The sequence below is a fragment of the Microbacterium sp. ARD31 genome (genome assembly GCF_031844425.1).
Map to the genome: position 1 here is coordinate 1 of NZ_JAUZVE010000010.1, position 25,364 is coordinate 25,364.

Sequence of the window (25,364 nt, forward strand, 5' to 3'; positions counted from 1 at the left end):
AAAGAACGGCGCATCATGCGGCGTCGTGACCACCAGAATCTCGTCGATCCCCGCCAACATCAACGTCGACAACGGGTAATAGACCATCGGCTTGTCATACACCGGCACCAACTGCTTCGACACACCCAACGTGATCGGATGCAACCGCGTCCCCGACCCACCCGCAAGAACAATGCCCTTCATGGGGCGACCCTTCGTGAATGCGCGAGTTCGAGGCCCTCGCGGCGACTTGCTTCGGACTCCGAGTGGAGATCTGCTACTAGTCGTAGAGAACTATGTATAGACGCGCCTAGATCGACCAGGTTGGAACTTCGCTCATTCGCGACGCCTGTAATGCTCAGGTGGGAATAGACAGTCTTCCGGATGTGCAGGCTGCCGGCAGTGAGTGTGCGGCTCCCGATCCGTTCCAAGATTTGGGGATGGCCCTTGCCGGTCGGGGTGCAGGTGATCAAACTCGCCTCCGGTCATCGAAGCGCTCAAATATGATAAGCGCAATCATTCCCGCGACGGCACCCGAAACGCTCGCCCAAGCAATTCCGACTTCGTTGTGTGTGGAAAGCGGCACTGATAGCACGAGAATAGTGGCTATGCCAAAAAGCGCCGAAACGCTGTTGCGATAGGCCTTTCCCCGAGAAAGATTCCTTTGGACGTAAAGCGTGGATAGGCCAAACAGTGCGAATGAAACTACCAGAACAAGCGCCACGGGCACCGATGCGGCGTACTGGTCGCCGAACAGAATGTGGATGACGGGAAATGCCACCGCCGCCATTATTGCGGCAACCGTCGCAATCAAGGTGGGTGTGACCCATGCTCCCCGCAGGCGATCCTCAATGTGGCCCGAAACCTTGCCCAGAGCTATGGTGTGAGCAAGCGGGTAAAGCATAAATGCGTAACTCCACCCAACAGAGTAGATGCCGCCAGCGGCGAGACCGAGAATGGCCGGTGCGATGAGTTGATCAACTCGCATGAGCATCAACTCGCCAAACTGCCCAGGTATCGAGGAAAGGGCATACTTCAGGCGGAACACTGGAGCGCTCTCCGACTCTTTCCAGACGAGAGGGCGGCTCGATATCGCGAACGTGATTATCGCTACGGACGCGTAGGCGAGACATACGCTTGTGACGGTCAGTGCATCTAGGGCGAAGAGTCCAGAGATAATGGCCAACGTCGAGATTCCCTGAACAAAGCTGTTTCGTGTGACGAGATCAACGCGCCCCAGAGCTATTGACGCCGAAAGAACCGCATTGCGGTAGCTCACTAGTGCCGCGATCGCGAGGAGAGCCGCTACGGACCATCTTTCCGCCGTACTTGAGAGCGGCATCGCGTGCGCTAACAGTACCGCCATAGTTGCGGAGACTGCGAGGCCAACCCACGAGTGATGGCGCAGGCGCCGATACGCGTCGGAAGGGGAAGATCCTGCCGCCGCGAGTGCTCGAAATAGTGCCGGTCCACCAAAGGAAACGACGGTTGGAAGAACGGCAAACAGCACCAGGACGATTGCGAGTAGTCCACGGTCTGTTGGACCGAGCGCGCGCGCCACCATGGGGCCGGTGATTAGTTGGGTTGCAAGCGAGAGATACTGTGATCCCCCTAGCGAGACAATGCGGCGCACTTAGAAAGCTACCGCTTCCATCATCGACTCGAGGTTGAGTCGAGCGGAATTCGCCGCGCGCAGGCGGGCCTCGCTCCTCAGATCATTCGGACGCGACCGGGCTTGTTTAACCATCATGGGCAATGTCGCCACGTCGGTGCAAACATCTACGACGTCTGGGGACCATGTGCGAGCGTAGTCCTCAAGCTTTTTCACACCGCCCAGTGCGACGCATGGCGTCTCGTTTGCAATCGACACGATATGACCGTGGAGGCTGCTGCCCGAAAACGTTGTGGCGTTTCTAATCACTTCCCAAATCTCAGATACGGACGAAGCGTCGTTCGCGGTCACACGCGCGCCGGCTCGTCTGAGGCGATCCAGCGCTTTTGCATCGCTATGGCCAGCGACCTGTCCGATCGATAGGAACTCAACTCGCCAGCCTTCAGCCGCCAGTTCATTGATCGCGTTCACAAGCTCGTGAACACGTGGGCGGACCCACTGATCCGAAGCCTGCAGGACAAATGTGCGGGGCAGGCGTTCCGTCGGCGGCGTATGCAATCCAAACACCGCCACCGAATCTGGAGCCAGCGCCGCATCCACGCCAATTGTGGCCAGGATGGCTTGGGTCTCTCGATCCCGTACTGATATGTACCGCGCGGCTTGCATTGCGGACCTTAGATACTCAATTTCGCGGCGATCGAGCGCATGGATGTGGCTCCCGCTTACGGAACTATATGCAACCGCGGTTGCGCTACATATGTCTGGAGGCGGAACGAATGGCAGGGGCCACGAACCACTAAGGGCGCGCCGTGCCATTTCGTTCATGACTGGCTGCGGAAGCAATCGATTTGCTGCACGAGCAACGAAATCAACCTTCTCTGACTGTAGATGCCACCACGCGCCCAACCACGAGGCCGACAACACATCCCCACCACCAACAATCAACGAATCACCAGGCGAGAGGACCACGTCTTGAACCGCTACTGTCTTGACGCCTCCCCGTTCAGACAGATCCACTCGCGTTGTACTGATATGCGACACGGGCTCCGGCGAATACCTATCTATTGCATGGGGGAAGAGGAGGTCTCCGAAGTTAAACCGGTCATATGCGCCAATGGAGTATCTCATGCGTTCGCTTGTCTGATAGGTAGGGCCCGGCGCGACATCAGCCGAGCGGCGCTACTCGCGTAGATCCGGAATCGCTCTGCCTGATATCTGTCTCTATGTCGATATGCAAGGTGACGGGCCTGAAACCCCCCCCACGTGGTCAGAAGCCAGATTGTGCGCCGGAACGTTCCAGGGCTGTAGCGAACGCAGTACAGATCAAACAAGTTTTCCAGCCATAGCGTGGAAACCCTACCGTCCTGCCCTGCGGAGCTTTGACCAGTTTCGTGGGTGGCGTTGACTTCGGAGTCGAGCGCGACGCGCCAGCCCGCATCTTTCAGCTTGAGGCACATGTCGATGTCTTCCGCGTACATGAACCATCGTTCGCTCAGTCCTCCGATCGACTCAAGGGCAGCGCGACGGACGAGTACGCACCCACCCGACACCCACTCCACATCGATCGATCCGCTACTGCGAAGTACATGCCGTAGTTGGGCATAGTGTCCCCGCAGGGCGCGCAGCGGCAGAGTAGAGAGCCCCGACATGTGGGTCATCATGCGAATGATCGTTGGGGCGCTGCCTGCGGCAATTGTTGGTCTAACCGGGCCAGAGGGCGTTACGAGCGGTGCGATTGCACCGACGTCAGCTTGTCGAGAAAGGCTCCCGGCGAGGGCGCGAAGAGCGCCAGCTGTTATGTAGGCGTCGGGATTTAGCAGGAGTACCGATGATCCCCTGGCGTGTCGGACGCCTTCATTCACTGCTACCGCGAACCCTCCGTTGTCTGTGCGCTCAACGACTTTGGCGGTCGGTGCGGCCTCCCGCGCCGCCTGCGCACTCCCATCGGAAGAGCAGTTGTCGACAACGACGATATCGACCTCGTCATCCAGCGCACTCAAGTGACTCAGGCATCCCCGGAGGAGATGTGCGCTGTTGTACGTGACCACCACGACGGTGATCATGCTGCCGCCTCCGCGCAGTCGAGCGAGCGGCGTATCCGGTGGACGATGGTGTGCCAGTCGTGAATAGTCGCGGGTGCCCGCCGCTGAGGTGACTGTGCCGCCACTACTCGCGCGATCGCCCGAACATCCAACGGATCGACTAGGCAAACGTGAGGGCCGAACTCCTCCCGAAAGACCTCTATATCACTCGCCAAGACTGGAGTGCCGAAGCCGACCGCCTCGGCTATCGGGAGCCCGTATCCCTCATCTAGCGAGAGCATCAAGAAAACGTCGGCGCGCCTGTAAAGCCAACTCAACTCAGCGTCGCTCACAGGACCGAGTAAGCGAACGCGGCCGTCGTCGATCGCCCTCCGGGCGCCGCTTGACCAGGATGTGTGTCTTCCTGAAGCCTCTCCCACGACGACGAGCGGTCGGTCGGGGCGAAGGGTGCCGGATTCAATGCATCCTTCGACTGCCGCGCTCAGGTTTTTCCTCACATTCAGTCGCCCTACCGCGAGTAAGAACGTCGACGGCGGGGTTGCGGCCGGCGCGTCTGGCAGGGTCTCAAGCAACTCGGGGGAGATTGCGAGTCCGACGGGAATTGCTTGTCGGGCGCAAAGTCGTTCGATTCTCCGTGCTTCGGTTTGCGAGGAAGTGACGAGGTGGCCACGTGTCCTTCGTGCCGATGCGGTCATCACCCGGAAGTATGAGTTTTCAGCCCTGGTGAACCACTCGGGGTGATCCATGAACATCAGATCGTGGATGAAAGTAGCGGAGATCGCGGTGCGTGGAGCAAAGTTATGGGCGATGATCGCGTCGACGCGGTGACGTCGAGCGAGTCGGGGGAGATGAACCAGATTGAGTGCCGCCTGGACCGGGGCATGATCCACCTGCAAGAGTTCAGCGTAATCAGGAACATCCTCTGCTGATCGGTGACTAGGCACCGCAACAACTAGATCGTCCGCTGGGAATTCTTGAGCCCACGTTTGGATGATCTGTCGTTGCACCATCCGGTTGCTAATGGGTCCGCGGAACCACCAGTAACCATCGAACATGACCCTCACGCTCGACTCCGAATCGGCACCGGAGCGTCGGCCGGCATGATCGCCCGGAGATTCTTCTCATATCCACTGCAGATTTCGTCCCACGAGTATCGAGAGCGGGCGCGGAGCCGATTTCGTCGGGAGCATTCGTCCTGACGTTCCGGATTGCCCAGAAGCGTAATGATGCTCGAGGCAATGTCGGAGCTGCTCGGTGCGCTCAGCTGGGAACTGTCACCGAGGACCTCTGCGTTGTAGACAGTGTCTCGCGCAACGACCGGGGCGCCCGAGGCCATCGCCTGGACCAACGCGGGATTCGTGCCTCCTACTGAGTGACCATGGAAATACACGCCCGCGTTCTGCCACAACGCCGATAGGAGGCTGTCATTGCTGACATGCCCGAGCCACTGCACACGGTCGTAAGTTCGGTCTAGTTCGGCGGCACGGTCGTCGAGGTCGCCGCCATAACCAGTCGATCCGACGATGATGACGGGCGCTTCCTGCTGGATTCGGGGTACAGCGTCAAAGAACGCTGAGATGCTGTTTTCCGGCACGAACCTGGCAACGACCAGGACATACTTGCGTCGCTCCAAATTCAGAGGAACTTCGAGCGGTTCCCCCGCCTCGCCACCGTAGGGCAGGAAGACGCCGTCCCGCCCTAAGTCCTTTCGCCAACGCGCGCCGATCGCCTCAGCGTCGAATACCAGTTCTGAAGCGTACTTCGCGGTGAGCTTAGCTCCTTGGATGAAGGCCCGCTTGGCCAAGCCATTCCACTTGTCTCGGTCCCACTCGATGCCGTCGACGTTGACAAGAGTCGGGATGCCCGCACGCTTGAGCATCGGCAGCCAGTAGCCATTCGCGACGTTCATGACCAGGGCGACGTCTACGCGGCGGCGAATAGCGTCGCGGGTCGCGAAATACCCATAGCTGAGTGTCGAGAGCGACTTGGATTCGATGCCCCATGTTTCGACGGCATCTACGCGCGGATCGCGGTCCTTATCGTCGCCGCGAGTTGTCCCGGGCCGCCCGTAGACTGTGACATCCCAGCCAGCGTCGCACAGGTAGGGCGCCAACTTCCGCACTGCAGTCTCGAAACCCCCGTAGTAGCTGGGGTAGCCTCGCGTACCGATGATCGCAACTGAAGGCATTTCTTCTCCTCGATGCTTGGGTCAATGTGCTGTCTCGCCGGGTGCGAGTGCAGCCTTGGCGGTCTTCGCGAGGATGGCGATGTCACCCACGAGTGACCAGTTCTCGACGTAAGAGAGCTCTAGCCGGACAGTGTCTGCCCACGAGAGGGTCGAGCGCCCGCTGACCTGCCACAGTCCGGTGATCCCGGGCTTCACGAGGAAGCGACGGTGAACGTGATCTGCATATTGCGCGACCTCGCTGGGTAGCGGCGGCCGAGGACCTACGAGCGACATAGAGCCGCCGATCACATTGCACAGCTGTGGAAGCTCGTCAAGGCTGAACTTTCGCATGATGCGACCGATCGATGTCACCCGCGGGTCGTTCTTCATCTTGAAGAGCACCTGGTTGCCCGTATCACGGTTCTGCTCGCGGAGGTCTACCAGCAACTCCTCCGCGTTGACGACCATAGAACGGAATTTGAGCATCGTGAACTCTCTGCCCCCCAGTCCGATACGGGTCTGACGGAAGAGGATTGGGCCTGTACTCGACAAACGCACGCCAATCGCAAGAAACAGCAGCAGCGGGCTGATCGCCACGATTCCAAGGAGGGAGATGATCAGGTCCATCACCCGCTTCACGACGCGTTGCCCTCGGCTGAACCGTGGCGTCTCCACGTGGATGAGAGGTAGTCCAGCGACAGGCCGCATGTGAATACGGGGACCCGCGACGTCGATAATGCTCGGGGCTAAGACGAGGTGTTGCTTGCCCGCTTCTAATCCCCACGAGATCTCTTTAACCTTCTGGGGAGGTAATTCATCGGTGCTCGTGACGGCGACGGTATCGGCACCAATGGCTGCGATGGCTCGATCAACGGCGTTGACACTGCCCATGATGGGGATGTCCGTGCCTTCGATAGTTCCTGCGATCCGCCCTGACGGAACACAGGCGCCAACCACGTGATACCCCGCGTGCGGTGATCGGGCCAGTTCTCTCGCGATCTCGGATACCGAGTGTTCGGAGCCGACGAGGAGAACGCGGGCGGCGTACCCGCCGAGTCGTCGCTGTGAAATCAACCATTGACGCCAGAGCCAGCGCACTGCAATAAGGACCAGCACGCCCGCTGGAAGGCTGATGAGGAGAAACCCGCGAGCAACTTCGACGCGGAAGAGGAACGCCGCGATCGCGACCACTCCGAATAGGCGGAAGCTCGCATCGACGACCCGAACGTACTCGGTGTTGCCGGAACCCATCACGCGGTGGCTGCGAGAGTCCGCAAGTGTCAGCGCCATCATCCATGCGATCACCAGTGCGCCCGAGAACAACCAATAGGAAACTTCGCTAGTGCGCGAGTCCTCGCGCATCGCGACCTGCGCGTTACCGAGTCCGAACCACGCAATCTGTGTGCCGTACACCACCCACACCAGCGCAAGCAGGTCGGTTGCCCAGATGCGACGCGCGTAGCGCTGCCGCCAGTTGTCGGCGGGTGGCGGCGTGGGAATGAACGCAACAGACCGCGGGACGAGTGACTCTGCACCCGTCACCGCGGCTCCCGCTGCTGACGGTTCCGGCATTCTCGAATGCGACGTCTGTGTCGCGTCGACCTGATCCAGGCTCGACGTCACGGACCGTCCTCTCGGCGTCTCGACTAGCTGCTTCGCGTTCGAGAGTAGCTAAGGATTGTGTCGTCGATGTGCAGGGTTGGCGTCGGCTTTGCGGCGAAATGCCGGAATATCGCGGGTTTGTCCCCCGAAGAGGGGACGCTTAAGTGGGGGGATGTGACCGGATTGTGATGAACCGATCCGCGTCGTAGCGACGCCCGGCTGGTCGCGCATGCATAGGGTGAGCGAAGCTGATGGGGAATCGGCAGGGGGAGCACCATCACATGCACGTTCGCGCGCGCGTGGCACTGATTGCCGCGGCATCCATCGTTTCGTCGTTGTTCATCGCGGCACCGGCGGCGCAGGCTGACACGATCACCGCGGCGCAGCTGCCTGGGCTGCTCACTGTTGCGGCCGAGACCACGACCCCGTCCTACGACCGCGACCTGTTCGAGCACTGGATCGACGCCGACAGTGACGACTGCAACACACGGTACGAAGTGCTCATCGACGAGTCCACGACGCGGGTCACCGTCGACGACGGCTGCTGGATCTCGGGCGGCACCTGGGTCTCGCCGTACGACGGCGTCACGGCTTACGCCCCCTCGGGCATCGAGATCGACCACGTCGTCGCCCTGGCGGAAGCGTGGCGCTCGGGCGCCTCGGGCTGGACGAACGAGCAGCGGCGTGCTTTCGCCAACGATCTGGACGTCCCGTACGCGCTGACTGCGGCATCCAGCACCTCGAACCAGTCGAAGGCCGACAAAGACCCGGCGGAGTGGCTGCCCACCAACTCCTCTTACGTGTGCGAGTACGTCACGTCGTGGGCGCTCGTGAAGTACCGGTGGTCGCTCACCGTCGACCAGGCAGAGTTCGATGCGCTCTCGTCCGTCCTGAGCGGCACGTGCGGATCGCAGTCGGTGACGCTGCCGCCCCTGGGCGACTCGACTCCCGCCCCCACTCCGGTCACGTTCTCGGACGTATCGACCAACCACGTGTTCTACGACGAGATCCGGTGGCTGGCCGACGCCGGCATCTCGCGCGGGTGGAAGGTCGGCGACACCTACGAGTTCCGCCCGGCACGCTCGATCGCGCGGGGCGAGATGGCCGCGTTCCTGTACCGGATGGCGGGAGAACCCGCGTACACGCCGCCGGCGACCTCGCCGTTCGTCGACGTGCGCACCTCGCACGTCTTCTACCGCGAGATCGCCTGGCTCGCCGATACCGGCATCTCGAAGGGGTGGAACACCTCGAAAGGCACGGAGTTCCGGCCGGGCTGGTCGACGTCACGTGAAGTGATGGCCGCGTTCCTCTATCGCTTCGAGGGCAGCCCCGCCTACTCGCCCGACGGGGAATCTCCCTTCCGCGACGTCTCGTCGTCCCGCACCTTCTATAAAGAGATCCGCTGGCTCGCCGCGGCAGGCATCTCCACCGGCTGGAACGTCGGCTACGGATGCCGGGACTATCGCCCGCTCGTCACGGTCAAGCGCGCCGAGATGGCCGCCTTCCTCTACCGTCTCGAGAACGGCGGCACGACCCCCATCACCGCGAGTGAGTGCTCGCCGCCGCCCTCGCCGCTGTACTCCGGCACGGTGACGGCCGGCGCGTTCTGCGCCCGCGATTACGCCGGATGGTACGGGTACACCTCGGGTGGAACGCTCATGCAGTGCAAGACCTCGTCCACCGACACGCGGCTGCGTTGGCGGCAGGTCTGAGCCCTAGGCCTGGGGTCGCGGCGACGCGTTGCGGTCACCAGGCGGCGGCGATCGTCTCGCCGATGATGCGCTGCCCGTCGCGATCGGTGTGCAGCTTGTCGTCCTGATACTCGAGCTCGAGGTCGAGGAGGGAGACGTACTGGACGCCGGCGTCTTCGGCCGTCTTGGCGAATGCCTCTTCTACGCGTTGCAGCGCCGCCGCGGTGCGAGCCGGGGGAGAAGGGGGACCGACCACCATCACCCGGTCGGCGTCGATCTCGTCGAGGACCGCGGCGAGAGCCTCGCGCAGACGGGTGCTCGAAGCAGTGGTGTCGTTGAGGCCGGCCTGGATGATGACGGCATCCGGCTCGATGCGGTTGATCTCGTCCACGCGCTCGGCGAACGACGCCTCGGGGCAGAAGGTCGAGCCCGTCACGCCCGAGCCGGCGAAGCCATCGACGTAGACGGCCGTATCGGTTTGCTCGCCGAAGGTTGCGGGCCAGGCCTCGCTCGGCCCGCCGACGGACCAGCCCTGAGAGTACGAGTCGCCGAGGACCGCGACGGTCTCGTCGCCTTCGGTGATCGGTGCCTCATCGAGGTGCTCCGAGACGGAGTGGATCTGCGAGCAGATCTCGGCGAGGCGGGCGTTCGCGTTGGCCTCGCGCACCGCGAGCAGGGATGCGACCGCGATCGCGAGGACGGCCACCGCAACGGCGGCGATCGTCCACGCCGGGTGGCGTTTCAGGAGCGCGGGCATCCGGCGATGCTCTCACGGGGTGGCTGGGGGATTGGTGGAGGCTCATGCGCCGAGCCGGCGAGAGTCAGCTACGCACGCTCCGGCCGAGTAGCCGCGCTGTCAACGCTTGATGTGTCGTTCACGCGCGGGGCGGCACCCCGAGCTCCCGTCAGGAACCAAGCCGCCGGGAGCGCGACAAGCGCCAGCCCCAGCGCCCACGAGGCGACGATCGTGATCAGGAGCCCGGCCACCGAGCCGTCTCCCAATGCGTCAAGGGCGCTGGCGATGGGCACGTGAACGAACATCACAACGAGTGACGACATCGACAGCCAAACCACCGTCACCGACAACGGACGCGGCATCCGTGAGAGGTACGCGCGAGCGGTCACGATGAGCCCGCCACCGATCAGGACGGCTGTGAGAATCCCCACGACGGGCACTCCGAAGTGCAGGCCTTTCACGTCTACGAAGCTGTCGGGGAAGAGCAGAACGAGCGCCACCCCGCCGGCCAGCATCGACGGGCCCACCACGCCGTCACGATTCATGCGCGCCTGAGCACGGCGCAGCGTCTGCCCCGCCACGACGAAGACGAATGCGCCAAGGCCTTGCCCTATCGCGAGCGGGAGAAACGCCAGCTGCGTGCCCGGCACATAGGCGGTCACGATCAGCAGAGCCAACGCAACGCACCACTGCCAGGGCAACGCGAGTCGAGAAACGGGAACGTACAGAATGGTCGCCACGAACAGTGCCGTGGGGAACCAGAAGGCCCAGAACGGTTCGGACTGAAGAGGGCCACCCCACACCTGTCCAGCCGCAACGCGTGGATTGAACGTTCCCTGTACCAGCTGGAATCCCCACGTGATCGAGGCGATGATCGCGAACCAGCACGCGTAGGGGACGAGCAACGTCCGCGCGCGTACCGCGGCCTCGCCCTTGATTCCGCGCCGACCGCTCCACAGGTAGCCCGTGAGGATGAAGAACAGCGGCAAATGCCATGTGTAGAGCCACTGGCGTGTTTCCGGGTTGATCCAGACGTGACCCGCCACGACGGCGACCATGCCCACCACGCGTACCGCGTCGATCGCCGCCGACCGTTCACCCATAGCAGCCGAGCCTAGCGATGCCGTGTCAGGCGTGGTCGGGTGGCTTCGCGGCATCCGATGGGGGCTAAAGCCAGTTGCGGCGCTTGAAGACGACGTAGAGGATCGCGCTGGAGGCGAGCATGAGGGTCAGGGCGAAGGGGTAGCCGAAGTCCCACGACAGCTCGGGCATGTAGTCGAAGTTCATGCCGTAGACCGCGCCGATCAGGGTCGGGGCGAAGAGGATCGCCGCCCACGACGAGATCTTCTTGGCCTGCTCGGTCTGAGCGAGGCTCATCTCCGACATGCGGTGCATCTCGAGGTTCTGGCGACGGGCGACGACGTTCGCCTCGACCGTGAGGGCGTTGTCGAGGATCGCGCGGAAGGACTCCGCCCGCTCGGTGACGCGGATGGCATGGTCGTGCACGTCTCGGAGGTTGTGCTGCAGTTCGACATCGACCTGGTACTTGTCGAATCCGCGGAGGAGGGCTTCCAGCATCCCGACCAGCGGCTGGGTCGCCCGCTGGAAGTCGAGCACCTCGCGCGACAGCGCGTAGATGCGGCGCGAGACGTCCACGCCGTCGTCGAAGAGCTGGTCTTCGATCTCGTCGATGTCGTTCTCGAGCCCGGCGATCACCGGTGCGTACTCGTCGACCACCTGGTCGAGCACCGCGTAGAGCACCGCCTCGGGACCACGCGCGAGCAGTTCGGGATCCGCCTCGAGGCGCTCGCGCACCGAGGCGAGGTCGCACGATTCGGCGTGGCGGACCGTGACGACGAAGTCAGGGCCGATGAAGACGTGCAGCTCGCCGAACTCGACCGTCTCGCTGTCGTCGATGTACCGGGCGGGACGCAACACGATGAAGAGCGTGTCGCCGTAGCGCTCGAGCTTGGAGCGTTGGTGGCCGGCGAGGGCGTCGTCGACGGCGAGCGGGTGCAGGCTGAACTCGGCGGCAACACGGTGCAGCTCGTCGAGGTCGGGACGGTAGAGGTCGATCCAGCTCATGCCGCCGCGTTCGCGCATGGTCTCGAAGGTCTCTTCAAGGCTCACCGGATTCGCCGTGCGGCGCCCGTCGACGTACACGCCGTTGTCGATCACCGTCATCGGTGGGCCTCCTGCTCGTGGGAACCTCTCGACGATACGCGCGTTGGGGCGCTTCGTCTCGCTGCGCTCGCTCAGCGACCGGGGGAGAAGGCGCGCTTGCTCAGCGACCGGGGGAGGCGAGGGGCGGTCGCTCAGCGGCCGGGGAGGGGAGGGGCGGTCGTTCGGCGGGCGGGGCGCTTCGTCTCGCTGCGCTCGCTCAGCGGCCGGGGCGGGCCGGTGCTCTGCGGGATCTCGATGTTGCTCGGCTACTCGAGCTACTCCTGGAGCTCGATAGTGAGCAGCGGATTGACGAACTCCGTGTGATCCAGTGTGTCGATGTGGCCGTTCGCGTAGAGAACGAACTCGTACTTCGGCTCCCACATCTCGAACGACAGCGTGGGTTGCAGCTTTCCGAAGAGCTCCGAGACCAGTCGTTCGGCGATGACATCGGCGCCCTGATCGTACATACCGCTGGTGGATGCGAACGTGCCGACGAACTCACGGAACTCCCTCATCAGGCTTCCGATCTCATTGACTGCTCGCTCCTCGATGGCGCCTGCCAAGCCGTCCGGGACCCCCGCCTTCCGCAACTTCGATGCCAGCTTCTCAGTGGCGGAAATGAACTTCCAACTCACCTCGGATGACCACTCGAGGAGCTCTGCATCGAACTCCGGAGAGCCGTAGCCGTATCTCACCAGGACCTTTTCGATCTTGTTCTTGAGCGCCTTGGTGGCCTTGTTCTCGATCTGCCCCTTCACCCCGAGCTTGTCGAACAAGACCATCGGATCGAAGTCGATGGTGAACACGGCGGAGGCGTAGGCGTGAGCCGGCGACGCGGGGGTACCGGCCTGGACATCGATGGATTCGGCTTCGTAGCCGACCTCGAAGCCGAAGAGATCGAGGACGGCAGTATCCAGGCCAGGGTCGGTCGCAGCCTCCCACGTGACGACGTCGAAGTCGGCCATCTGGCCGTTCCAGCAGGCGATGAAGGAAGGCCCGAAGGTGTACAGGTGTGCGTCCGGCGACAGCGCGACCACCACTCGAGCTGTGTATGTGGGATCGAACAGCTCCCACGACTTCTCGACCGAGTCGCAGGAGAAGTTCGACGGGCATCCCGTCGTCGCGTCTCCCGCGAGCAGGGGACACGCATCCCTTCCATCCAGAACGGTGTCTCCGTCAGAGTCGGGGTCGCGCGGGTCCAAGCCGGCACCTGGCTCGTCGGCATCCGCGTAGTCGTCGCCGTCGGCGTCGAGGTCGCAATCATCACCGGCGCCATCCCCGTCCAGGTCTGCTTGGCCGGCGTTGGCGACTGTCATGCAATTGTCGACGAAGTCGTTCACGCCATCTCCGTCGTAGTCGGGGCAGCCCCCCGCCGACGCAGGGCCTGCTATCGAAGGACAGTCGTCCGTGCTGTCGGGGATCCCGTCGCCATCGTTGTCGGGATCATTGTCGTCGGACGGGTCCGCGGGATTCGTGCCGTTCTCAAACTCGGTGCAGTCGCTGACTCCGCCGCTATCGGTGTCGACGGTGTCGTCGCAGACCGTGCGGCGAAGGTTCCACGTCGTCGTCTCCGTCGAGTTGACGGTGTACCCATTTGCGCTCGTAGATACCGTGTAGACACAAGCGCCCTGAGCGACCTGCGCATCCTCCGTTAGGTAGTAGTCGGTGAGTACGGCGTCCTCTTGACAGATCGTGCTGAGACTCTTCACTCCGACTGAACCTGATTCCGAACGCGAGACGGCTCCTTCGCCGCAGTCGCCGGAGCCGAAGACTTCGACGCTCCCGCTCATCGACTCGGTTATAGAAGTGGAGAACGCGGGGAAGTATCTGCCGCTCAGGTCCGGACCGTCGACGATGCCGCCGTAGCTTCCCGTTCCCGCACCAGAGAAATTGTTGGTCAGGGTATCGACGATCGTGTTGCACACACCCTCGTAGCTTGAGTAGAAGTCGGCGGTGTAGCTTCCCGCCCACTTCAGACCACACAACTCGCCATCGACGGGAGCTGAGACGACGCTCGTCCTCTCCTCTACGACCTGGCGGGAAAAACTGGTGGTGGTGTTCTCGATGAACTCCCGCGACATCGTGCCGTACCACTCGCACGCGTCCGAGGGCGGGACCGGCTCTTCGGACGTTGCGATCAGAACCTGATGCGGAAGGCTGCTTTCGTGTACGTCTGCGGCCAGCGCGGGCGTTGTGCTGGACAGCAGCAGCGCGAATATCGCGGCGGCGGCAATGGCTGCGCGCTTGGCGCTGATGAACCGGTGCATGTCGACCATCCCCACGCGAGGAAACGGCGTGCCCGTCGGGTAAGCGGACACCTCTGGTTCGCGTGTCGGCGTCGATGAGCGCTCCGCGCTGAACGCCCGTTGGACGGCATACTCCCCAGTTGGCCCTGACGATAGACCTCGGTTGCCGGGCGCGCAAGGTCGTCGGCGGGGCGCTTCGTCTCGCTGCGCTCGCTCAGCGGCCGGAGAAGGAGGCGTGCTCGCTCAGCGACCGGGGAGAGGCGTGCTCGCTCAGCGACCGGGGTGAGGGGGGTGCTCGCTCAGCGGCGGGCGCGAACCGCGAGGGCGCGATCAGGTGGCGGACGCGCGGATCAGCGGCACGGGGAAGGTGGACGCCCGCAGCGGGTCGAGGTGGGTGTCGGTGATGCCGGCGGTGAACGGATCGAGGTCCGCGATGCGGAAGAGGGCGTCGCGGCCGAACTTCCAGCTGTCGGCGACGAAGAAGGCTTCGTTCGCGACCGACAGCATGGTCCGCTTCAGCTCGATCTCATAGCTGGAGGTGCTGTAGAGCCCGTCGTCCATCACGGTGTCGCAGCCCAGAATCGCGACGTTCACACGCAGGTTGCGCAGCTGCTCGACAGCCGTCGGTCCCCACATCGACCAGTCGTTGGGCAGCAGCTCGCCGCCGATGAAGACGAGATTCGCCGTCTGGCGTTCGGCGATCGCCGTGCCGATCTGCAGGTCGTTCGTCACGACCGTGATTCGCGAGCTGCGAAGGTGCCGGGCGACCTCGAGTGTCGTGGTTCCGCTGTCCAGCAGCACCGTCTGCCCGTCGAGGATGCGATCGGCCATCGCCTTGCCGATGGCGATCTTCTCGCGCCTGTGAAGGGTCTTGTCGATAGCGACCGGCAGATCCGCCGCGCGGATCGGAAACGCGCCGCCGTGCGTGCGCTGGACGAGCTCGCGCGTAGCGAGATGCTCGAGATCGCGCCGAATCGTGGACGGCGCGACATCGAGCGCGTCGGCGAGTTCGGTCACCGACTGGAACCCCCGCTCGGTGAGCAGTTCCACGATCTGGGCTTGGCGCGTCATCGCGGGGCTGTCCTCTCTCGCTCCTTCGACGACTATAGCGGGACCGTCTGCGCGATATCGAGCATTCTTGCGCGTTATCGATTCGTAATGCTCGATAACGGTTGACGGGGTGAGTGATGCTGAGTAGTGTCGAGCCCCAGATCGTCGCGAATGCGCACCAGTGCCGCGACCGGATCACACAAAGGAGTGAGTATGAAGCGCAAGAGTTCTGCAATCGCGCTGCTGGCCGGCGCGACAGTGTTCGCCCTCGCAGGCTGCGGCACCACGGCCGGCGGCGGCTCGACCGACCCCGGCGCCGGCGCCGGCGACGGAGGAGATGGCGCCTCGGGCGCCTACGTCACCGTCGTCAAGGCGACCGGTATCGGCTGGTTCGACCGCATGCAGGTCGGCGTCGACGAGTGGGCTTCCGAGACGGGGGTCGACGCACGTCAGGAAGGTCCGGCCGACGCCACCAACGAGGGTCAGGTCGAAATCATCCAGAACCTGATCGCACAGGAGCCGGCAGCGATCACAGTCGTCCCGAACGATGTCGCCGGACTGGCTTCGGTACTCGGTGAGGCCCGGGATGCCGGAATCGTCGTCGTGTCGCACGAGGCAGCCGGCATCGAGAACGTCGACATCGACATCGAGGCGTTCGAGAACACCGCCTACGGTGCGCAGATCATGGACAACCTCGCCGAGTGCATGGGTGAGGAGGGCGGCTACGTGCAGTTCGTCGGCCGTCTCACCAACGGCTCGCACAGCGAGTGGGTGCAGGGCGCCCTGGACAACCAGGAGTCGAACTTCCCCGACATGAACCGTCTGGAAGACCCCATCGAGTCCGAAGAGGACGAAGAGGTCGCCTACAACAAGGCGAAGGAACTGCTGGCGAAGTACCCGGACATCAAGGGCTTCCAGGGCTCGGCCGGCACCGACGTCGTCGGCATCGCCCGCGCCGTCGAGGAGGCCGGCAAGGCTGACAGCGTCTGCGTCATGGGCACCTCGATCCCGTCGGTGGCGGGCAGCTACCTCGACTCGGGGGCGATCGACAAGATCTTCTTCTGGGACCCGGCCCTCGCGGGCAAAGCCCAGCTGGCGATCGCGCAGATCCTCGTCGACGGCGGCACGATCGAAGAGGGCACCGACCTCGGTATCGAGGGATACGAGTCGCTCGTGAAGCTCGAGGGCTTCGACAACGTATTCGCCGGCGAGGCCGGCGTCGTGGTCGACGCCTCGAACGCCGCCGAGTACGACTTCTGATCCCGTCCTCGCCCGTGCGGGGGCGCTCGCCCAGGTGAGCGCCCCCGCACGGCGACTCGAAGGAGCCCCACGCTCATGAGTCCCGCCGAAACGGTCCTCGAGGTGCGCGACGTCGTCAAGATCTACGGCGGCGTCCGTGCCCTCGGGGGCGTATCCCTCACGCTCGAAGCCGGCCAGGTGCACTGCCTTGCCGGCGAGAACGGCAGCGGCAAGTCCACCCTCATCAAGGTCATCAGCGGCGTCGAGCGCCCCGACTCCGGTGTGCTGATCATCGACGGCGAGAGCCACAGCCATGTCACCCCGTCGCAGGCCATCCGCGCCGGCATCCAGGTGATCTACCAGGACTTCTCGCTCTTCCCCAACCTCACCGCCGCCGAGAACATCGCGATGCTGAGCGAGCTGGCCGACCGGCGCAAGCTCTCGTCCCGCCGCCGCATCCGCGAGGCGGCGGAGAAGATCGTCACCGAGCTCGGCCTCCACCTCGACCTCGACGCCGATGTCGAGCACCTGTCGGTCGCCGACCGTCAGCTGATCGCCATCTGCCGTGCCCTCGTCGGCGAGGCGCGCGTCCTCATCATGGATGAGCCCACGACGGCACTCACCCACAGCGAAGTGGATCGTCTTTTCGCCATCGTGCGGCGCCTGCAGGAGCGCGGCGTCGCCGTGATGTTCGTCAGCCACAAACTCGACGAGGTGCTCAAGATCTCGCAGTACGTCACCGTGCTCCGAAACGGCGAAGTCGTCGAGTCCGGGCCCGCCTCCGACTACACCGGTCGCAGCATCGCCAAGGCCATGACCGGGCGCGACGTGAGCGAGGAGCGTCTCGTCGAAGAGCTTCCTTCGGGTCTCGCCCCTGTCATGCGCGTGTCGGGTCTCGGCCGCAAGGGCGCGTTCCGGGACGTGGACTTCGAGCTGCGCCCCGGCGAGATCCTCGGCATCACCGGCCTGCTGGGCTCGGGCCGCAGCGAGATCGCCGAGGCGATCTTCGGTGTCGCGCCCGCCGACTCAGGCCACGTCGACATCAATGGCTCGCCTCGCCGCATCCGCTCGATCAACGACGCCGTCCGCGCGGGCATCGGCTATGTGCCCGAAGACCGGCTGACCCAGGGCCTGTTCCTCGAGAAGTCGATCGCCGACAACATGGTCGCCGCGTCGCTGGACTCCTACCGAGGCAAGGCGCTGCTCCTGGACCGCGCACGCATCCGGCGGTCCATGGCACTGCTCTTCCAGCGGCTGCGTGTGAAGGCACCGAACGTGCAGGCCCCCGTCCGGTCGCTATCCGGGGGCAACGCCCAGCGCGTCGTCATCGCGAAGTGGCTCGACCGCAAGCCCACCGTGCTCATGCTCAACGGGCCCACCGTCGGCGTCGACATCGGCTCGAAGGAGGAGATCTTCGCGATCCTGCGCGAGCAGGCTGCGGAGGGGATGGGGATCATCGTCATCTCCGACGACATCCCCGAACTCGTCTCGAGCTGCCACCGCGTGCTCATCGTGCGCGCCGGGCGCATCGTGGCCGAAGTCACGGGCGACGACATCGCCGTCGACGCGATCCAAGAGAGGATGACCGCCTGATGGATGTGCTCCGTCGCCTCCGCGGCGCCAACAACGAAGGCGTGCTCGTCGCCGTCATCCTCGTCGTGATGATCGCGATGTCGCTGGCCAGCCCCGCCTTCCTCACCCCTGGCACGTTCTTCGGACTCGTGCGCAGCTCGCTCGTCCCGCTGATCTTCGCGCTCGGTGTGCTGCTGGTCATGATCTCGGGCGGCATCGATGTCTCGTTCCCCGCCATCGCGATATTCGCCGCGTACACGACGGTCGCGTGGTCGAGCGAGAACAGCTTCGATCCCACGCTCGTCGGCATCTTCGTCATCGCCATCGTGATCGGCGCCCTGTGGGGGCTGCTCAACGGCGTGGTGATCGCCCGCTTCCGTCTGCCCACGCTGATCGTCACCCTCGGTACGCAGGGGATCATCAAGGGCATCCTCCTCACCTACATCGGCTCGGCCTACATCTCCGCCAGTCGGCTGCCCCCGAGTGTCGCCGAAGCGGCGGACGCCCACCTCGTCGACGTGCCCGGAGCCGGGTACCTGCACGCCATGATGGTCCCGGTCGTCGTGATCGTCGCGGTGGTGTGGTGGATGCTGAGGTACACCACCTTCGGCCGGAGCATCTACGCCATCGGCGGCGACATCGAGGCCGCCCGCCGCGTGGGCATCCGGGTGGTCCGCACCCAGATCCTGCTGTACGTCCTCGTCGGTGCGCTCGCCGCCGTCGGCGGCGTGATCTTCGTCATCCTCGGCAAGAACGCCAACCCGCAGTCGCTCGTCGGCACCGAGCTCGACATCATCGCGGCCGTCGTGCTGGGCGGGGCGTCGATCTTCGGAGGACGCGGTTCTGTCCTCGGCACCGTCCTGGGTGTGCTGCTCGTCCAGTTGATCAACAACAACCTCGTGCTCATCGGGGTTCCGAGCACCTGGCAGCGCGCTGCCGTCGGGGTGCTGCTGCTCATCGGCGTCAGCGTCCAGGCGCTCGCCGCCCTGCGATCGCGGCCGTCCGCCGTGCTGCTCGAAGAGGAGGTGAGCCGCGCATGACCGACCACGGCTCCAACGGGCTCGGCCAGGCGAACCGCCGGCTCGACGAGAGATTCGGCTCGCTGATCTCGCGCATCCAGGTGCAGCGGGGCTCGGGACGCATGATCATCTTGCTCGTGGCGACGTTCATCCTGTTCGCCGTACTCAACCCGCGCGTCTTCCTCAATCCCGTCAACCTGCAGAACATCGGCGTCGGTGCACCCGAGATCGGCCTGATCTCGCTGGCGATGATGCTCGCGATGCTCACCGGCGGCATCGACCTCTCGGTGGTGGCGATCGCGAACATGTCGGCGATCACCGTGTCGTCGCTCTACACGGCGATCTCTGCATCAGCGGGCGCGGAGACCGCCGAAGGGCTGGCGCCGCTGCTCATGCTCGCGGGGCTCGCCGTGGGTGCCGCCCTCGGCGCGGTCAACGGTGCACTGATCAGCATCGTCGGCATCACTCCGATCCTCACCACCCTCGCCACGATGCAGCTGTTCAACGGCATCGCGCTCGTGTGGACCGGCGGCGTGACCATCTCGGGTGCGCCGACCGTGCTGCGCGACATCGGGCGGGCCACGGTCATCGGGGTACCGATCCTGTTCGTCATCCTCATCGTCGCGGCGATCGTCCTCGCGATCGTCGTCGACCGCACCCCGATCGGGCGCAAGATCCAGCTGCAGGGCGCCAACCCCGTCGCCGCGCGGTATTCGGGCATCAGCGCCCGCTCGACGCTCATGCTGACCTACATCATCAGCGGACTGCTGGGCGCCCTCGCCGGACTCATCTTCCTGGCGCGCAACCCGTCGGCCAGCGCCGACTACGGCTCCAGCTACATCCTGCTTGCGATCGTGATCGCCGTTCTCGGCGGGACGAACCCCAATGGAGGCTTCGCCACCGTCCTCGGCGTCATCCTCGCAACGCTCACGCTGCAGGTGGTGTCGAGCGGGTTCACCGCGCTGCGGCTCTCGGCATACGAGTACGCCATCGCGCAGGGCGTCCTGCTCATCGCGGTGATGGTCATCGACCAGATCAGATTCCGGCGCCGGGCGAAGGCCTCGCCGCCGGCGTCGAGCGAAACGGTGGCGGTCGCCACTCAGAAACGTGGACTCACACAGACCCGTGGAAAGGACGGATCCCAGTGAAGAAGATCATCAACGCCCCCGAGGCGTTCGTCGACGAGTTCGTCGAGGGCATTCTGCTCGCCCACCCCGACCTCGTTAAGACGCCCGGTGACGACCTGCGCGTGCTGGTGCGCGCGGACGCACCCCAGCAGGGCAAAGTGGGGATCGTGACCGGCGGCGGATCCGGTCACCTGCCGCTGTTCAAGGGATATGTCGGCAAGGGGCTGTGCTCGGGCGTGGCGATCGGCAACGTCTTCAGCTCGCCCAGCTCCGACCAGATCTTCCAGGCGACCAAGGCTGTCAACGGCGGCGCCGGCGTCCTCTACCTCTACGGCAACTACGGCGGCGACGTGTTCAACTTCGACCTCGCCGTCGACCTCGCCGAACTGGACGACATCCCCACCCGCACGGTGCTGGGTCGTGACGATGTGGCGAGCCAGCCCAAGGACCGCAAGCTCGACCGCCGTGGCGTCGCCGGCATCCTGTTCGCGTACAAGGCAGCGGGCGCCGCAGCCGAGCGCGGCGACACGCTCGACGAGGTCGCCGCGATCGCCGAGGACGTCATCGAGCACACCGCCACCATGGGGATCGGGCTCGCACCCACGATCCTTCCCACGACGGGTCAGCCCAGCTTCGAGCTGCCGGACGGCGAGATGGAGATCGGCATCGGTATCCATGGCGAGCCCGGCACCCGCCGCGGCCCCCTCGAGACCGCCGACGAGATCGCCGAGCATCTCGTCACGCCCCTGGTCGAAGACCTCGGGCTCACCTCGGGTGCGCGTGTGGCCGTGCTCGTCAACGGAATGGGCGCCACACCCCTCGAGGAGCTCTACGTGCTCTACCGCAAGACCCATCAGGTCCTGTCAGGCCTCGGCATCGAGATCGCCAAGAACTACGTCGGCGAGTACGCCACGAGCCTCGAGATGGCCGGCGCGTCGATCTCGCTGCTCGAACTCAACGACGACCGTCTCGCGCTGCTCAACGCACCCGCGCGCTCGCCCTTCTTCGAGGAGAACTGACGAATGAACCCCACTGACCTGAACGCCCGGCTGCGCGGCAGCCTCGCGCTGCTGGTGAACTCTGCGGACGAACTGCGCGACCTCGACCAGCAGCTCGGTGACGGAGACCTCGGCATCACCGTATCGGCCGGCTCCCATGCCGTCATCGAAGCGCTCCAGCAACTGCCGGCCGACGCCACACCGACCGACATCGCCCGTGCGACGGCGAAGGCCTTCGCGAACGCGAACCCCTCGACGATGGCGGCGCTCGTGGCCGGCGCACTGCTCGCCGGCTCACGCGTGTGGGCTGACAAGACAGACATCACCATCGCCGACACCCAGGCCTTCGCCGACGCCGCCGCCGCGAGCATCGCCCAGCGGGGCAAGACCCAGTTGAACGACAAGACCATCTACGACGGGCTGGCTGCCGTCGCCGACGCGCTCAAGGGCCAGACGGATGCCGCAACCGCGGTCGATGCATCCGTGGCGGCCGCAGCAGATGCGGTCGAGCGCACGAAGCCGCTGCAGTCCCGCCGCGGCCGAGCGTCGTGGCTGCAGGAGCGGAGCATCGGACTCGCCGACCCCGGAGCCACCGCTCTGCTTCGCTTCGTCGAGGCCTGGCGCGACGCCGACACCGCGAAGGAGTCGGCCGCGTGACCACCTGGCTCGACGAGGTCTTCAGCGTCCGCAAGCCGATCATCGGCATGTGCCACCTTCCGGCTCTGCCCGGTGACCCCGCCTACGACAAGTCCGCGGGGATGGATGCCATCATCGCGCACGCCCGGCACGAGATCGCCGCGCTGCAAGAGGGAGGCGTCGACGGCATCCTCATCTCCAACGAGTTCAGCCTGCCGTACCTGACGAAGACCGAGCCGATCACCGCCATCACCATGGCCCGCGTCATCGGGGAGGTGCGCGATGAGATCGCTGTGCCGTTCGGAGTCAATGTGCTGTGGGACGCCGTGCGGTCGATCGACCTCGCGGTGGCCACCGGAGCGGCCTTCGTCCGCGAGATCTTCACGGGCGTCTACGCCAGCGACTTCGGGATGTGGGACACCAACGTCGGACGGACCGCCCGCCACCGCCTCGCCGTGTCGGGCGAGGACGTGCGGCTGCTGTTCAACATCGTGCCCGAGGCCGCGTCGTACGTCGCCGAGCGCGAGCTGGCTGCGCTCACACGATCGACGGTTTTCAACTGCGTGCCCGACGGTCTGTGCGTATCCGGCCTCACAGCGGGCGCGCCCACCGACACATCGACGCTGAAGGTCGTGAAAGAGAACGCGGGAACCACCCCCGTGGTCGTCAACACCGGCGTACGGCCCGACACGCTGGCCGACAGCATGCAGTTCGCCGACGCCGGGATCGTGGGCACGTTCTTCAAGAAGGACGGCATCTTCGAGAACGATGTCGACGTCGCCCGGGTGAAGGACCTCATGAGCGTCGCCCGGAGCGTGCGCTGACGATGTTCCTCGGGATCGACGTCGGCACGTTCGAAAGCAAGGGCGTGCTCGTCGACGCCGGTGGTGTCGTGCTCGCACAAGCACGGCGCCACCACGGCATCGCCACTCCCGCGCCCGGACACGTCGAGCAGGATCCCGAGAGCGACTGGTGGGCGGATGTGTGCGCCATCTCGCGCGACCTTCTCTCCGGAGTGGACCCGCGCGAGGTCGCGGCCGTTGGCGTGAGCGCGATAGGGCCGTGCGTCGTCGCAACGGACGCCGCTTTCACTCCGCTCCGACCGGCGATCCTGTACGGCATCGACACGCGCGCAGGCGATCAGATCCGGGCCCTGACCGAGCGACTCGGCGTCGAGACCATCCGCAGCCGGAGCGGCAACGTGCTCACGAGTCAGTCGGCCGGACCCAAGATCGCGTGGCTGGCGGAAGCCGAGCCCGAGGTCTGGCAGGCGGCGCGGTGGTTCATGACGAGCCAGTCCTGGCTCGTCGCGAAGCTCACCGGCGAGGTCACGATCGACCATGCCACCGCCGGCTACTTCCACCCGCTCTACGACCTGGCGGCCGGCCGCTGGGATGTCACGGGGTGCGAGGAGTTCGTCGATGAGACCCGGCTGCCGCGGATCGGCTGGAGCAGCGAGATCGCCGGCACGGTGACCGATGCCGCGGCCGATGTCACCGGCATCCCCGTCGGCACACCGGTGATCATCGGAACGACGGATGCTCCGGCCGAGGCCGTCGGCTCGGGTGCCGTCGCCGACGGTGAACTCATGGCGATGTACGGGTCGAGCGGGTATTTCATCCGCGTCGGCGACCGGATCCGCACCAGCGAGCAGCTGTGGGCCGCACCGTTCGTGTTCGAAGGCACAGCGGTCCTGGCTGCCGGGACCTCGACGGCCGGGACGGCCACCCGCTGGATCGCCGACCTGCTCGGACTCACCGCCGACACCGATGAGGAGACGTTCGGACGCCTCATCGCGCTGGCTGCGGAGTCGACGCCGGGAGCCCGCGGAGTGCTCGCCATGCCCCACTTCTCGGGTGAGCGCACTCCGTTCCAGGATGCCGCCAGCCGCGCGGTCGTGATGGGGCTGGGGCTCGAGCACACCCGAGCCGACGTCGCCCGCGCGTTCCTCGAGGGGGTCGGCCACTCGATCGCCGCCGCGATCGGAGCCTACGCAGCCGAGGACGCGCCGATCGAGCGCGTCGTGGCGGTGGGTGGCGCGACCAAGAACCCCTTCATCATCGAGAGCGTGTCCGCCATCACCGGTTTCGACCAGCACGTCGTCGACTCGCCCGGCGCGTCGCTCGGCGACGCGTTCCTCGCCGCCTTCGGCGTCGGGGCGGTGTCGTCTGCCGAGGACGTGCGCGCGTGGGTGGGTCTGCGCGAGACCGTTCGTGCGGACGCGGTGCCCGTCGATGCGCTCCGCCGCGACCACGAGGACTACCTCGCGCTCTACGACGCGGTCGCGCCCCTGCAACGACGGAGAGCGGAATGAACGCGGAGACCAGTGACACGACCGCCGGCGCGGAGGAGTGGCGACGGATCGCCGTCCTCGTCGCGGACGGCGTCGCGGTCGCGGCGGGCGACCGGGTGTCGGTATTCGTCACGGACAGTTCAGCGATGGACGCGGTCGCCGCGTTCGTCGACGAGTGCTGGCGCCGGGGGGCCCTGCCGCAGGTCATCTCGACCGACGAGCGCTTCGATGCCGGGGCACTTCGATGGGCATCGCTCGACACGTTGACGCAGGCCCCTCCGCTCGAAGTCGCGGCCATGGAGTGGTGCGATGTGCACGTGTCGTTCCGGGCCATGACAGCGCCAGTGGTCGACGCCGACCCCGCCCGGATCGCTGCGTTGCGCCACGGCCGCGGTGTCGTCTCGACGCTGCGCTGGCAGGGGACGCGTTGGGCGCTGGTTCGGGTGCCGACTCCCGCGTGGGCCGCAGCGACGGGTCTCGACGATCAGGTGCTCCGCTCGGAATGGACAGCGTCGTTCGATGCGGACTGGTCCGACGCGGCCGAGCGCATGAACGCGCTGTGCGCGCGTCTGAACTCTGCGCAGACCGTCGTGATCGAGGACTCGGGGCGTCGGCTGGAGCTGCCGGTCGCGGGCCGGCGGTGGGTCGCCTTCGCGGGCGAGGCCAATTGGCCCGACGGTGAGATCGCCACAGCGCCGCTCGAAGGCGGCGTGAGCGGCAGCATCCGATTCCCTGGAGATTTCTACTTCGCCGGTGTGCGCGTGCGAGACCTCACCCTGGAGTTCGAGAACGGCCTCGTGGTCGGCGAATCCGCCGATGACGGCATCGAGTTCGTGCGCGAACTGCTCGATACGGATGCCGGGTCGCGCCGTGTCGGTGAGTTCGGTATCGGCACCAACGCCGCGCTCAGCACGCCGACCGGCGATCTGCTGATCGACGAGAAGATCCTCGGCACCGTCCACCTCGCGCTGGGTCGCGCCTACCCCCAGTGCGGCGGCGTCAACGACTCGGCCCTGCACTGGGACATCGTCCGCGATCTCCGCCGCCGCGGCGGCGCGCAGCACGGCACGCTCACCGTGGACGGCGAGCCCCTCATCCTCGACGGCGTGGTGCAGCCCGTGCTCCGCGACATCGCCGTCGCCCACCCCGTCGGGTCCTGACCCGTTCGACCGACACCCCTGACGACCGATCC

At 65.2% G+C, this 25,364-nt stretch carries 22 protein-coding genes; 10 read left to right on the forward strand and 12 right to left on the reverse strand.

Annotated elements, in window-relative coordinates; genetic code table 11:
- The 7 genes from Q9S36_RS22515 to Q9S36_RS22545 form a co-directional block, all read right to left on the reverse strand.
- Window positions 1-183 (reverse strand): sugar phosphate nucleotidyltransferase (locus Q9S36_RS22515; protein WP_311287095.1); only part of this gene is annotated, 183 nt, incomplete at its 3' end.
- Window positions 184-448: 265 nt separating this feature from the next.
- Window positions 449-1,543 carry an oligosaccharide flippase family protein gene (locus Q9S36_RS22520; RefSeq protein WP_311287253.1) on the reverse strand — a complete coding sequence of 365 codons (1,095 nt, stop codon included), beginning with the start codon at window positions 1,541-1,543 and terminating at the stop codon, window positions 449-451.
- A gap of 69 nt (window positions 1,544-1,612) precedes the next feature.
- Complete coding sequence (locus tag Q9S36_RS22525) at window positions 1,613-2,719, reverse strand: polysaccharide pyruvyl transferase family protein (protein WP_311287096.1); 1,107 nt, start codon at window positions 2,717-2,719, stop codon at window positions 1,613-1,615.
- The gene (locus tag Q9S36_RS22530) at window positions 2,716-3,654 is read right to left on the reverse strand and encodes a glycosyltransferase family 2 protein (protein ID WP_311287097.1); all 939 of its coding nucleotides are present in this window, start codon (window positions 3,652-3,654) and stop codon (window positions 2,716-2,718) included. The genes Q9S36_RS22525 and Q9S36_RS22530 overlap by 4 nt, the downstream gene beginning before the upstream one ends.
- On the reverse strand, window positions 3,651-4,688 hold the full coding sequence (locus tag Q9S36_RS22535) for a glycosyltransferase family 1 protein (protein ID WP_311287254.1): 1,038 nt from the start codon (window positions 4,686-4,688) through the stop codon (window positions 3,651-3,653). The genes Q9S36_RS22530 and Q9S36_RS22535 overlap by 4 nt, the downstream gene beginning before the upstream one ends.
- Before the next feature lie 5 nt (window positions 4,689-4,693).
- Window positions 4,694-5,821, reverse strand: a complete 1,128-nt coding sequence (locus Q9S36_RS22540; protein WP_311287098.1) for a glycosyltransferase — start codon at window positions 5,819-5,821, stop codon at window positions 4,694-4,696.
- Between the two features lie 21 nt (window positions 5,822-5,842).
- On the reverse strand, window positions 5,843-7,372 hold the full coding sequence (locus tag Q9S36_RS22545; RefSeq protein ID WP_396653830.1) for a sugar transferase: 1,530 nt from the start codon (window positions 7,370-7,372) through the stop codon (window positions 5,843-5,845).
- A 329-nt stretch (window positions 7,373-7,701) separates the two neighbouring features.
- Here Q9S36_RS22545 and Q9S36_RS22550 point away from each other — a divergent pair, with 329 nt between their 5' ends.
- Entirely contained in the window at window positions 7,702-9,114 is a 1,413-nt protein-coding gene (locus Q9S36_RS22550; RefSeq protein WP_311287100.1) for an S-layer homology domain-containing protein, read from the forward strand.
- Window positions 9,115-9,148: 34 nt separating this feature from the next.
- Here the strand turns inward: Q9S36_RS22550 and Q9S36_RS22555 are convergent, their stop codons facing one another.
- From Q9S36_RS22555 to Q9S36_RS22575, 5 genes are all read right to left on the reverse strand, one after another.
- A complete protein-coding gene (locus Q9S36_RS22555; RefSeq protein ID WP_311287101.1) occupies window positions 9,149-9,850 on the reverse strand; it encodes an SGNH/GDSL hydrolase family protein in 702 nt (233 codons plus the stop codon).
- Window positions 9,851-9,918: 68 nt separating this feature from the next.
- Complete coding sequence (locus Q9S36_RS22560; protein WP_311287102.1) at window positions 9,919-10,932, reverse strand: acyltransferase family protein; 1,014 nt, start codon at window positions 10,930-10,932, stop codon at window positions 9,919-9,921.
- 64 nt (window positions 10,933-10,996) lie between these two features.
- Window positions 10,997-12,013 (reverse strand): magnesium/cobalt transporter CorA, encoded by a 1,017-nt coding sequence (gene corA / locus Q9S36_RS22565; RefSeq protein WP_311287103.1) that lies wholly within the window; start codon window positions 12,011-12,013, stop codon window positions 10,997-10,999.
- A 254-nt stretch (window positions 12,014-12,267) separates the two neighbouring features.
- Window positions 12,268-14,259, reverse strand: coding sequence for a thrombospondin type 3 repeat-containing protein (locus Q9S36_RS22570; RefSeq protein WP_311287104.1), 1,992 nt, complete (start codon window positions 14,257-14,259; stop codon window positions 12,268-12,270).
- 309 nt (window positions 14,260-14,568) lie between these two features.
- Window positions 14,569-15,309, reverse strand: coding sequence for a DeoR/GlpR family DNA-binding transcription regulator (locus Q9S36_RS22575; RefSeq protein WP_311287105.1), 741 nt, complete (start codon window positions 15,307-15,309; stop codon window positions 14,569-14,571).
- 192 nt (window positions 15,310-15,501) lie between these two features.
- On the opposite strand from Q9S36_RS22575, the gene Q9S36_RS22580 reads away from it, so the two are divergent.
- The 9 genes from Q9S36_RS22580 to Q9S36_RS22620 all read left to right on the forward strand — a co-directional run bounded on the left by Q9S36_RS22580 (window position 15,502) and on the right by Q9S36_RS22620 (window position 25,332).
- A complete protein-coding gene (locus Q9S36_RS22580) occupies window positions 15,502-16,548 on the forward strand; it encodes an autoinducer 2 ABC transporter substrate-binding protein (RefSeq protein WP_311287106.1) in 1,047 nt (348 codons plus the stop codon).
- A 75-nt stretch (window positions 16,549-16,623) separates the two neighbouring features.
- Window positions 16,624-18,120, forward strand: coding sequence for a sugar ABC transporter ATP-binding protein (locus Q9S36_RS22585; RefSeq protein ID WP_311287107.1), 1,497 nt, complete (start codon window positions 16,624-16,626; stop codon window positions 18,118-18,120).
- A complete protein-coding gene (locus Q9S36_RS22590; RefSeq protein WP_311287108.1) occupies window positions 18,120-19,139 on the forward strand; it encodes an ABC transporter permease in 1,020 nt (339 codons plus the stop codon). Before Q9S36_RS22585 ends, Q9S36_RS22590 begins: the two co-directional genes overlap by 1 nt.
- Complete coding sequence (locus Q9S36_RS22595) at window positions 19,136-20,266, forward strand: ABC transporter permease (RefSeq protein ID WP_311287109.1); 1,131 nt, start codon at window positions 19,136-19,138, stop codon at window positions 20,264-20,266. The genes Q9S36_RS22590 and Q9S36_RS22595 overlap by 4 nt, the downstream gene beginning before the upstream one ends.
- On the forward strand, window positions 20,263-21,264 hold the full coding sequence (locus Q9S36_RS22600; RefSeq protein WP_311287110.1) for a dihydroxyacetone kinase subunit DhaK: 1,002 nt from the start codon (window positions 20,263-20,265) through the stop codon (window positions 21,262-21,264). The genes Q9S36_RS22595 and Q9S36_RS22600 overlap by 4 nt, the downstream gene beginning before the upstream one ends.
- A gap of 3 nt (window positions 21,265-21,267) precedes the next feature.
- Window positions 21,268-21,900, forward strand: a complete 633-nt coding sequence (locus tag Q9S36_RS22605) for a DAK2 domain-containing protein (RefSeq protein ID WP_311287111.1) — start codon at window positions 21,268-21,270, stop codon at window positions 21,898-21,900.
- On the forward strand, window positions 21,897-22,703 hold the full coding sequence (locus Q9S36_RS22610; RefSeq protein ID WP_311287112.1) for a BtpA/SgcQ family protein: 807 nt from the start codon (window positions 21,897-21,899) through the stop codon (window positions 22,701-22,703). The genes Q9S36_RS22605 and Q9S36_RS22610 overlap by 4 nt, the downstream gene beginning before the upstream one ends.
- A 2-nt stretch (window positions 22,704-22,705) precedes the next feature.
- Window positions 22,706-24,193 (forward strand): FGGY family carbohydrate kinase, encoded by a 1,488-nt coding sequence (locus Q9S36_RS22615; RefSeq protein ID WP_311287113.1) that lies wholly within the window; start codon window positions 22,706-22,708, stop codon window positions 24,191-24,193.
- A complete protein-coding gene (locus Q9S36_RS22620; RefSeq protein ID WP_311287114.1) occupies window positions 24,190-25,332 on the forward strand; it encodes an aminopeptidase in 1,143 nt (380 codons plus the stop codon). Before Q9S36_RS22615 ends, Q9S36_RS22620 begins: the two co-directional genes overlap by 4 nt.
- Window positions 25,333-25,364 lie beyond the last annotated feature (32 nt).

What these genes read in the sequence shown, in the direction of transcription:
- Q9S36_RS22520 (WP_311287253.1), bottom strand. Translation starts at nt 1,543, where the DNA reads ATGGTGGCGCGCGCGCTCGGTCCAACAGACCGTGGACTACTCGCAATC.
- Q9S36_RS22525 (WP_311287096.1), bottom strand. Translation starts at nt 2,719, where the DNA reads ATGAGATACTCCATTGGCGCATATGACCGGTTTAACTTCGGAGACCTC.
- Q9S36_RS22530 (WP_311287097.1), bottom strand. Translation starts at nt 3,654, where the DNA reads ATGATCACCGTCGTGGTGGTCACGTACAACAGCGCACATCTCCTCCGG.
- Q9S36_RS22535 (WP_311287254.1), bottom strand. Translation starts at nt 4,688, where the DNA reads ATGTTCGATGGTTACTGGTGGTTCCGCGGACCCATTAGCAACCGGATG.
- Q9S36_RS22540 (WP_311287098.1), bottom strand. Translation starts at nt 5,821, where the DNA reads ATGCCTTCAGTTGCGATCATCGGTACGCGAGGCTACCCCAGCTACTAC.
- Q9S36_RS22545 (WP_396653830.1), bottom strand. Translation starts at nt 7,372, where the DNA reads ATGCCGGAACCGTCAGCAGCGGGAGCCGCGGTGACGGGTGCAGAGTCA.
- Q9S36_RS22555 (WP_311287101.1), bottom strand. Translation starts at nt 9,850, where the DNA reads ATGCCCGCGCTCCTGAAACGCCACCCGGCGTGGACGATCGCCGCCGTT.
- Q9S36_RS22560 (WP_311287102.1), bottom strand. Translation starts at nt 10,932, where the DNA reads ATGGGTGAACGGTCGGCGGCGATCGACGCGGTACGCGTGGTGGGCATG.
- corA (WP_311287103.1), bottom strand. Translation starts at nt 12,013, where the DNA reads ATGACGGTGATCGACAACGGCGTGTACGTCGACGGGCGCCGCACGGCG.
- Q9S36_RS22570 (WP_311287104.1), bottom strand. Translation starts at nt 14,259, where the DNA reads ATGCACCGGTTCATCAGCGCCAAGCGCGCAGCCATTGCCGCCGCCGCG.
- Q9S36_RS22575 (WP_311287105.1), bottom strand. Translation starts at nt 15,309, where the DNA reads ATGACGCGCCAAGCCCAGATCGTGGAACTGCTCACCGAGCGGGGGTTC.
- Q9S36_RS22580 (WP_311287106.1), top strand. Translation starts at nt 15,502, where the DNA reads ATGAAGCGCAAGAGTTCTGCAATCGCGCTGCTGGCCGGCGCGACAGTG.
- Q9S36_RS22585 (WP_311287107.1), top strand. Translation starts at nt 16,624, where the DNA reads ATGAGTCCCGCCGAAACGGTCCTCGAGGTGCGCGACGTCGTCAAGATC.
- Q9S36_RS22590 (WP_311287108.1), top strand. Translation starts at nt 18,120, where the DNA reads ATGGATGTGCTCCGTCGCCTCCGCGGCGCCAACAACGAAGGCGTGCTC.
- Q9S36_RS22595 (WP_311287109.1), top strand. Translation starts at nt 19,136, where the DNA reads ATGACCGACCACGGCTCCAACGGGCTCGGCCAGGCGAACCGCCGGCTC.
- Q9S36_RS22605 (WP_311287111.1), top strand. Translation starts at nt 21,268, where the DNA reads ATGAACCCCACTGACCTGAACGCCCGGCTGCGCGGCAGCCTCGCGCTG.
- Q9S36_RS22615 (WP_311287113.1), top strand. Translation starts at nt 22,706, where the DNA reads ATGTTCCTCGGGATCGACGTCGGCACGTTCGAAAGCAAGGGCGTGCTC.
- Q9S36_RS22620 (WP_311287114.1), top strand. Translation starts at nt 24,190, where the DNA reads ATGAACGCGGAGACCAGTGACACGACCGCCGGCGCGGAGGAGTGGCGA.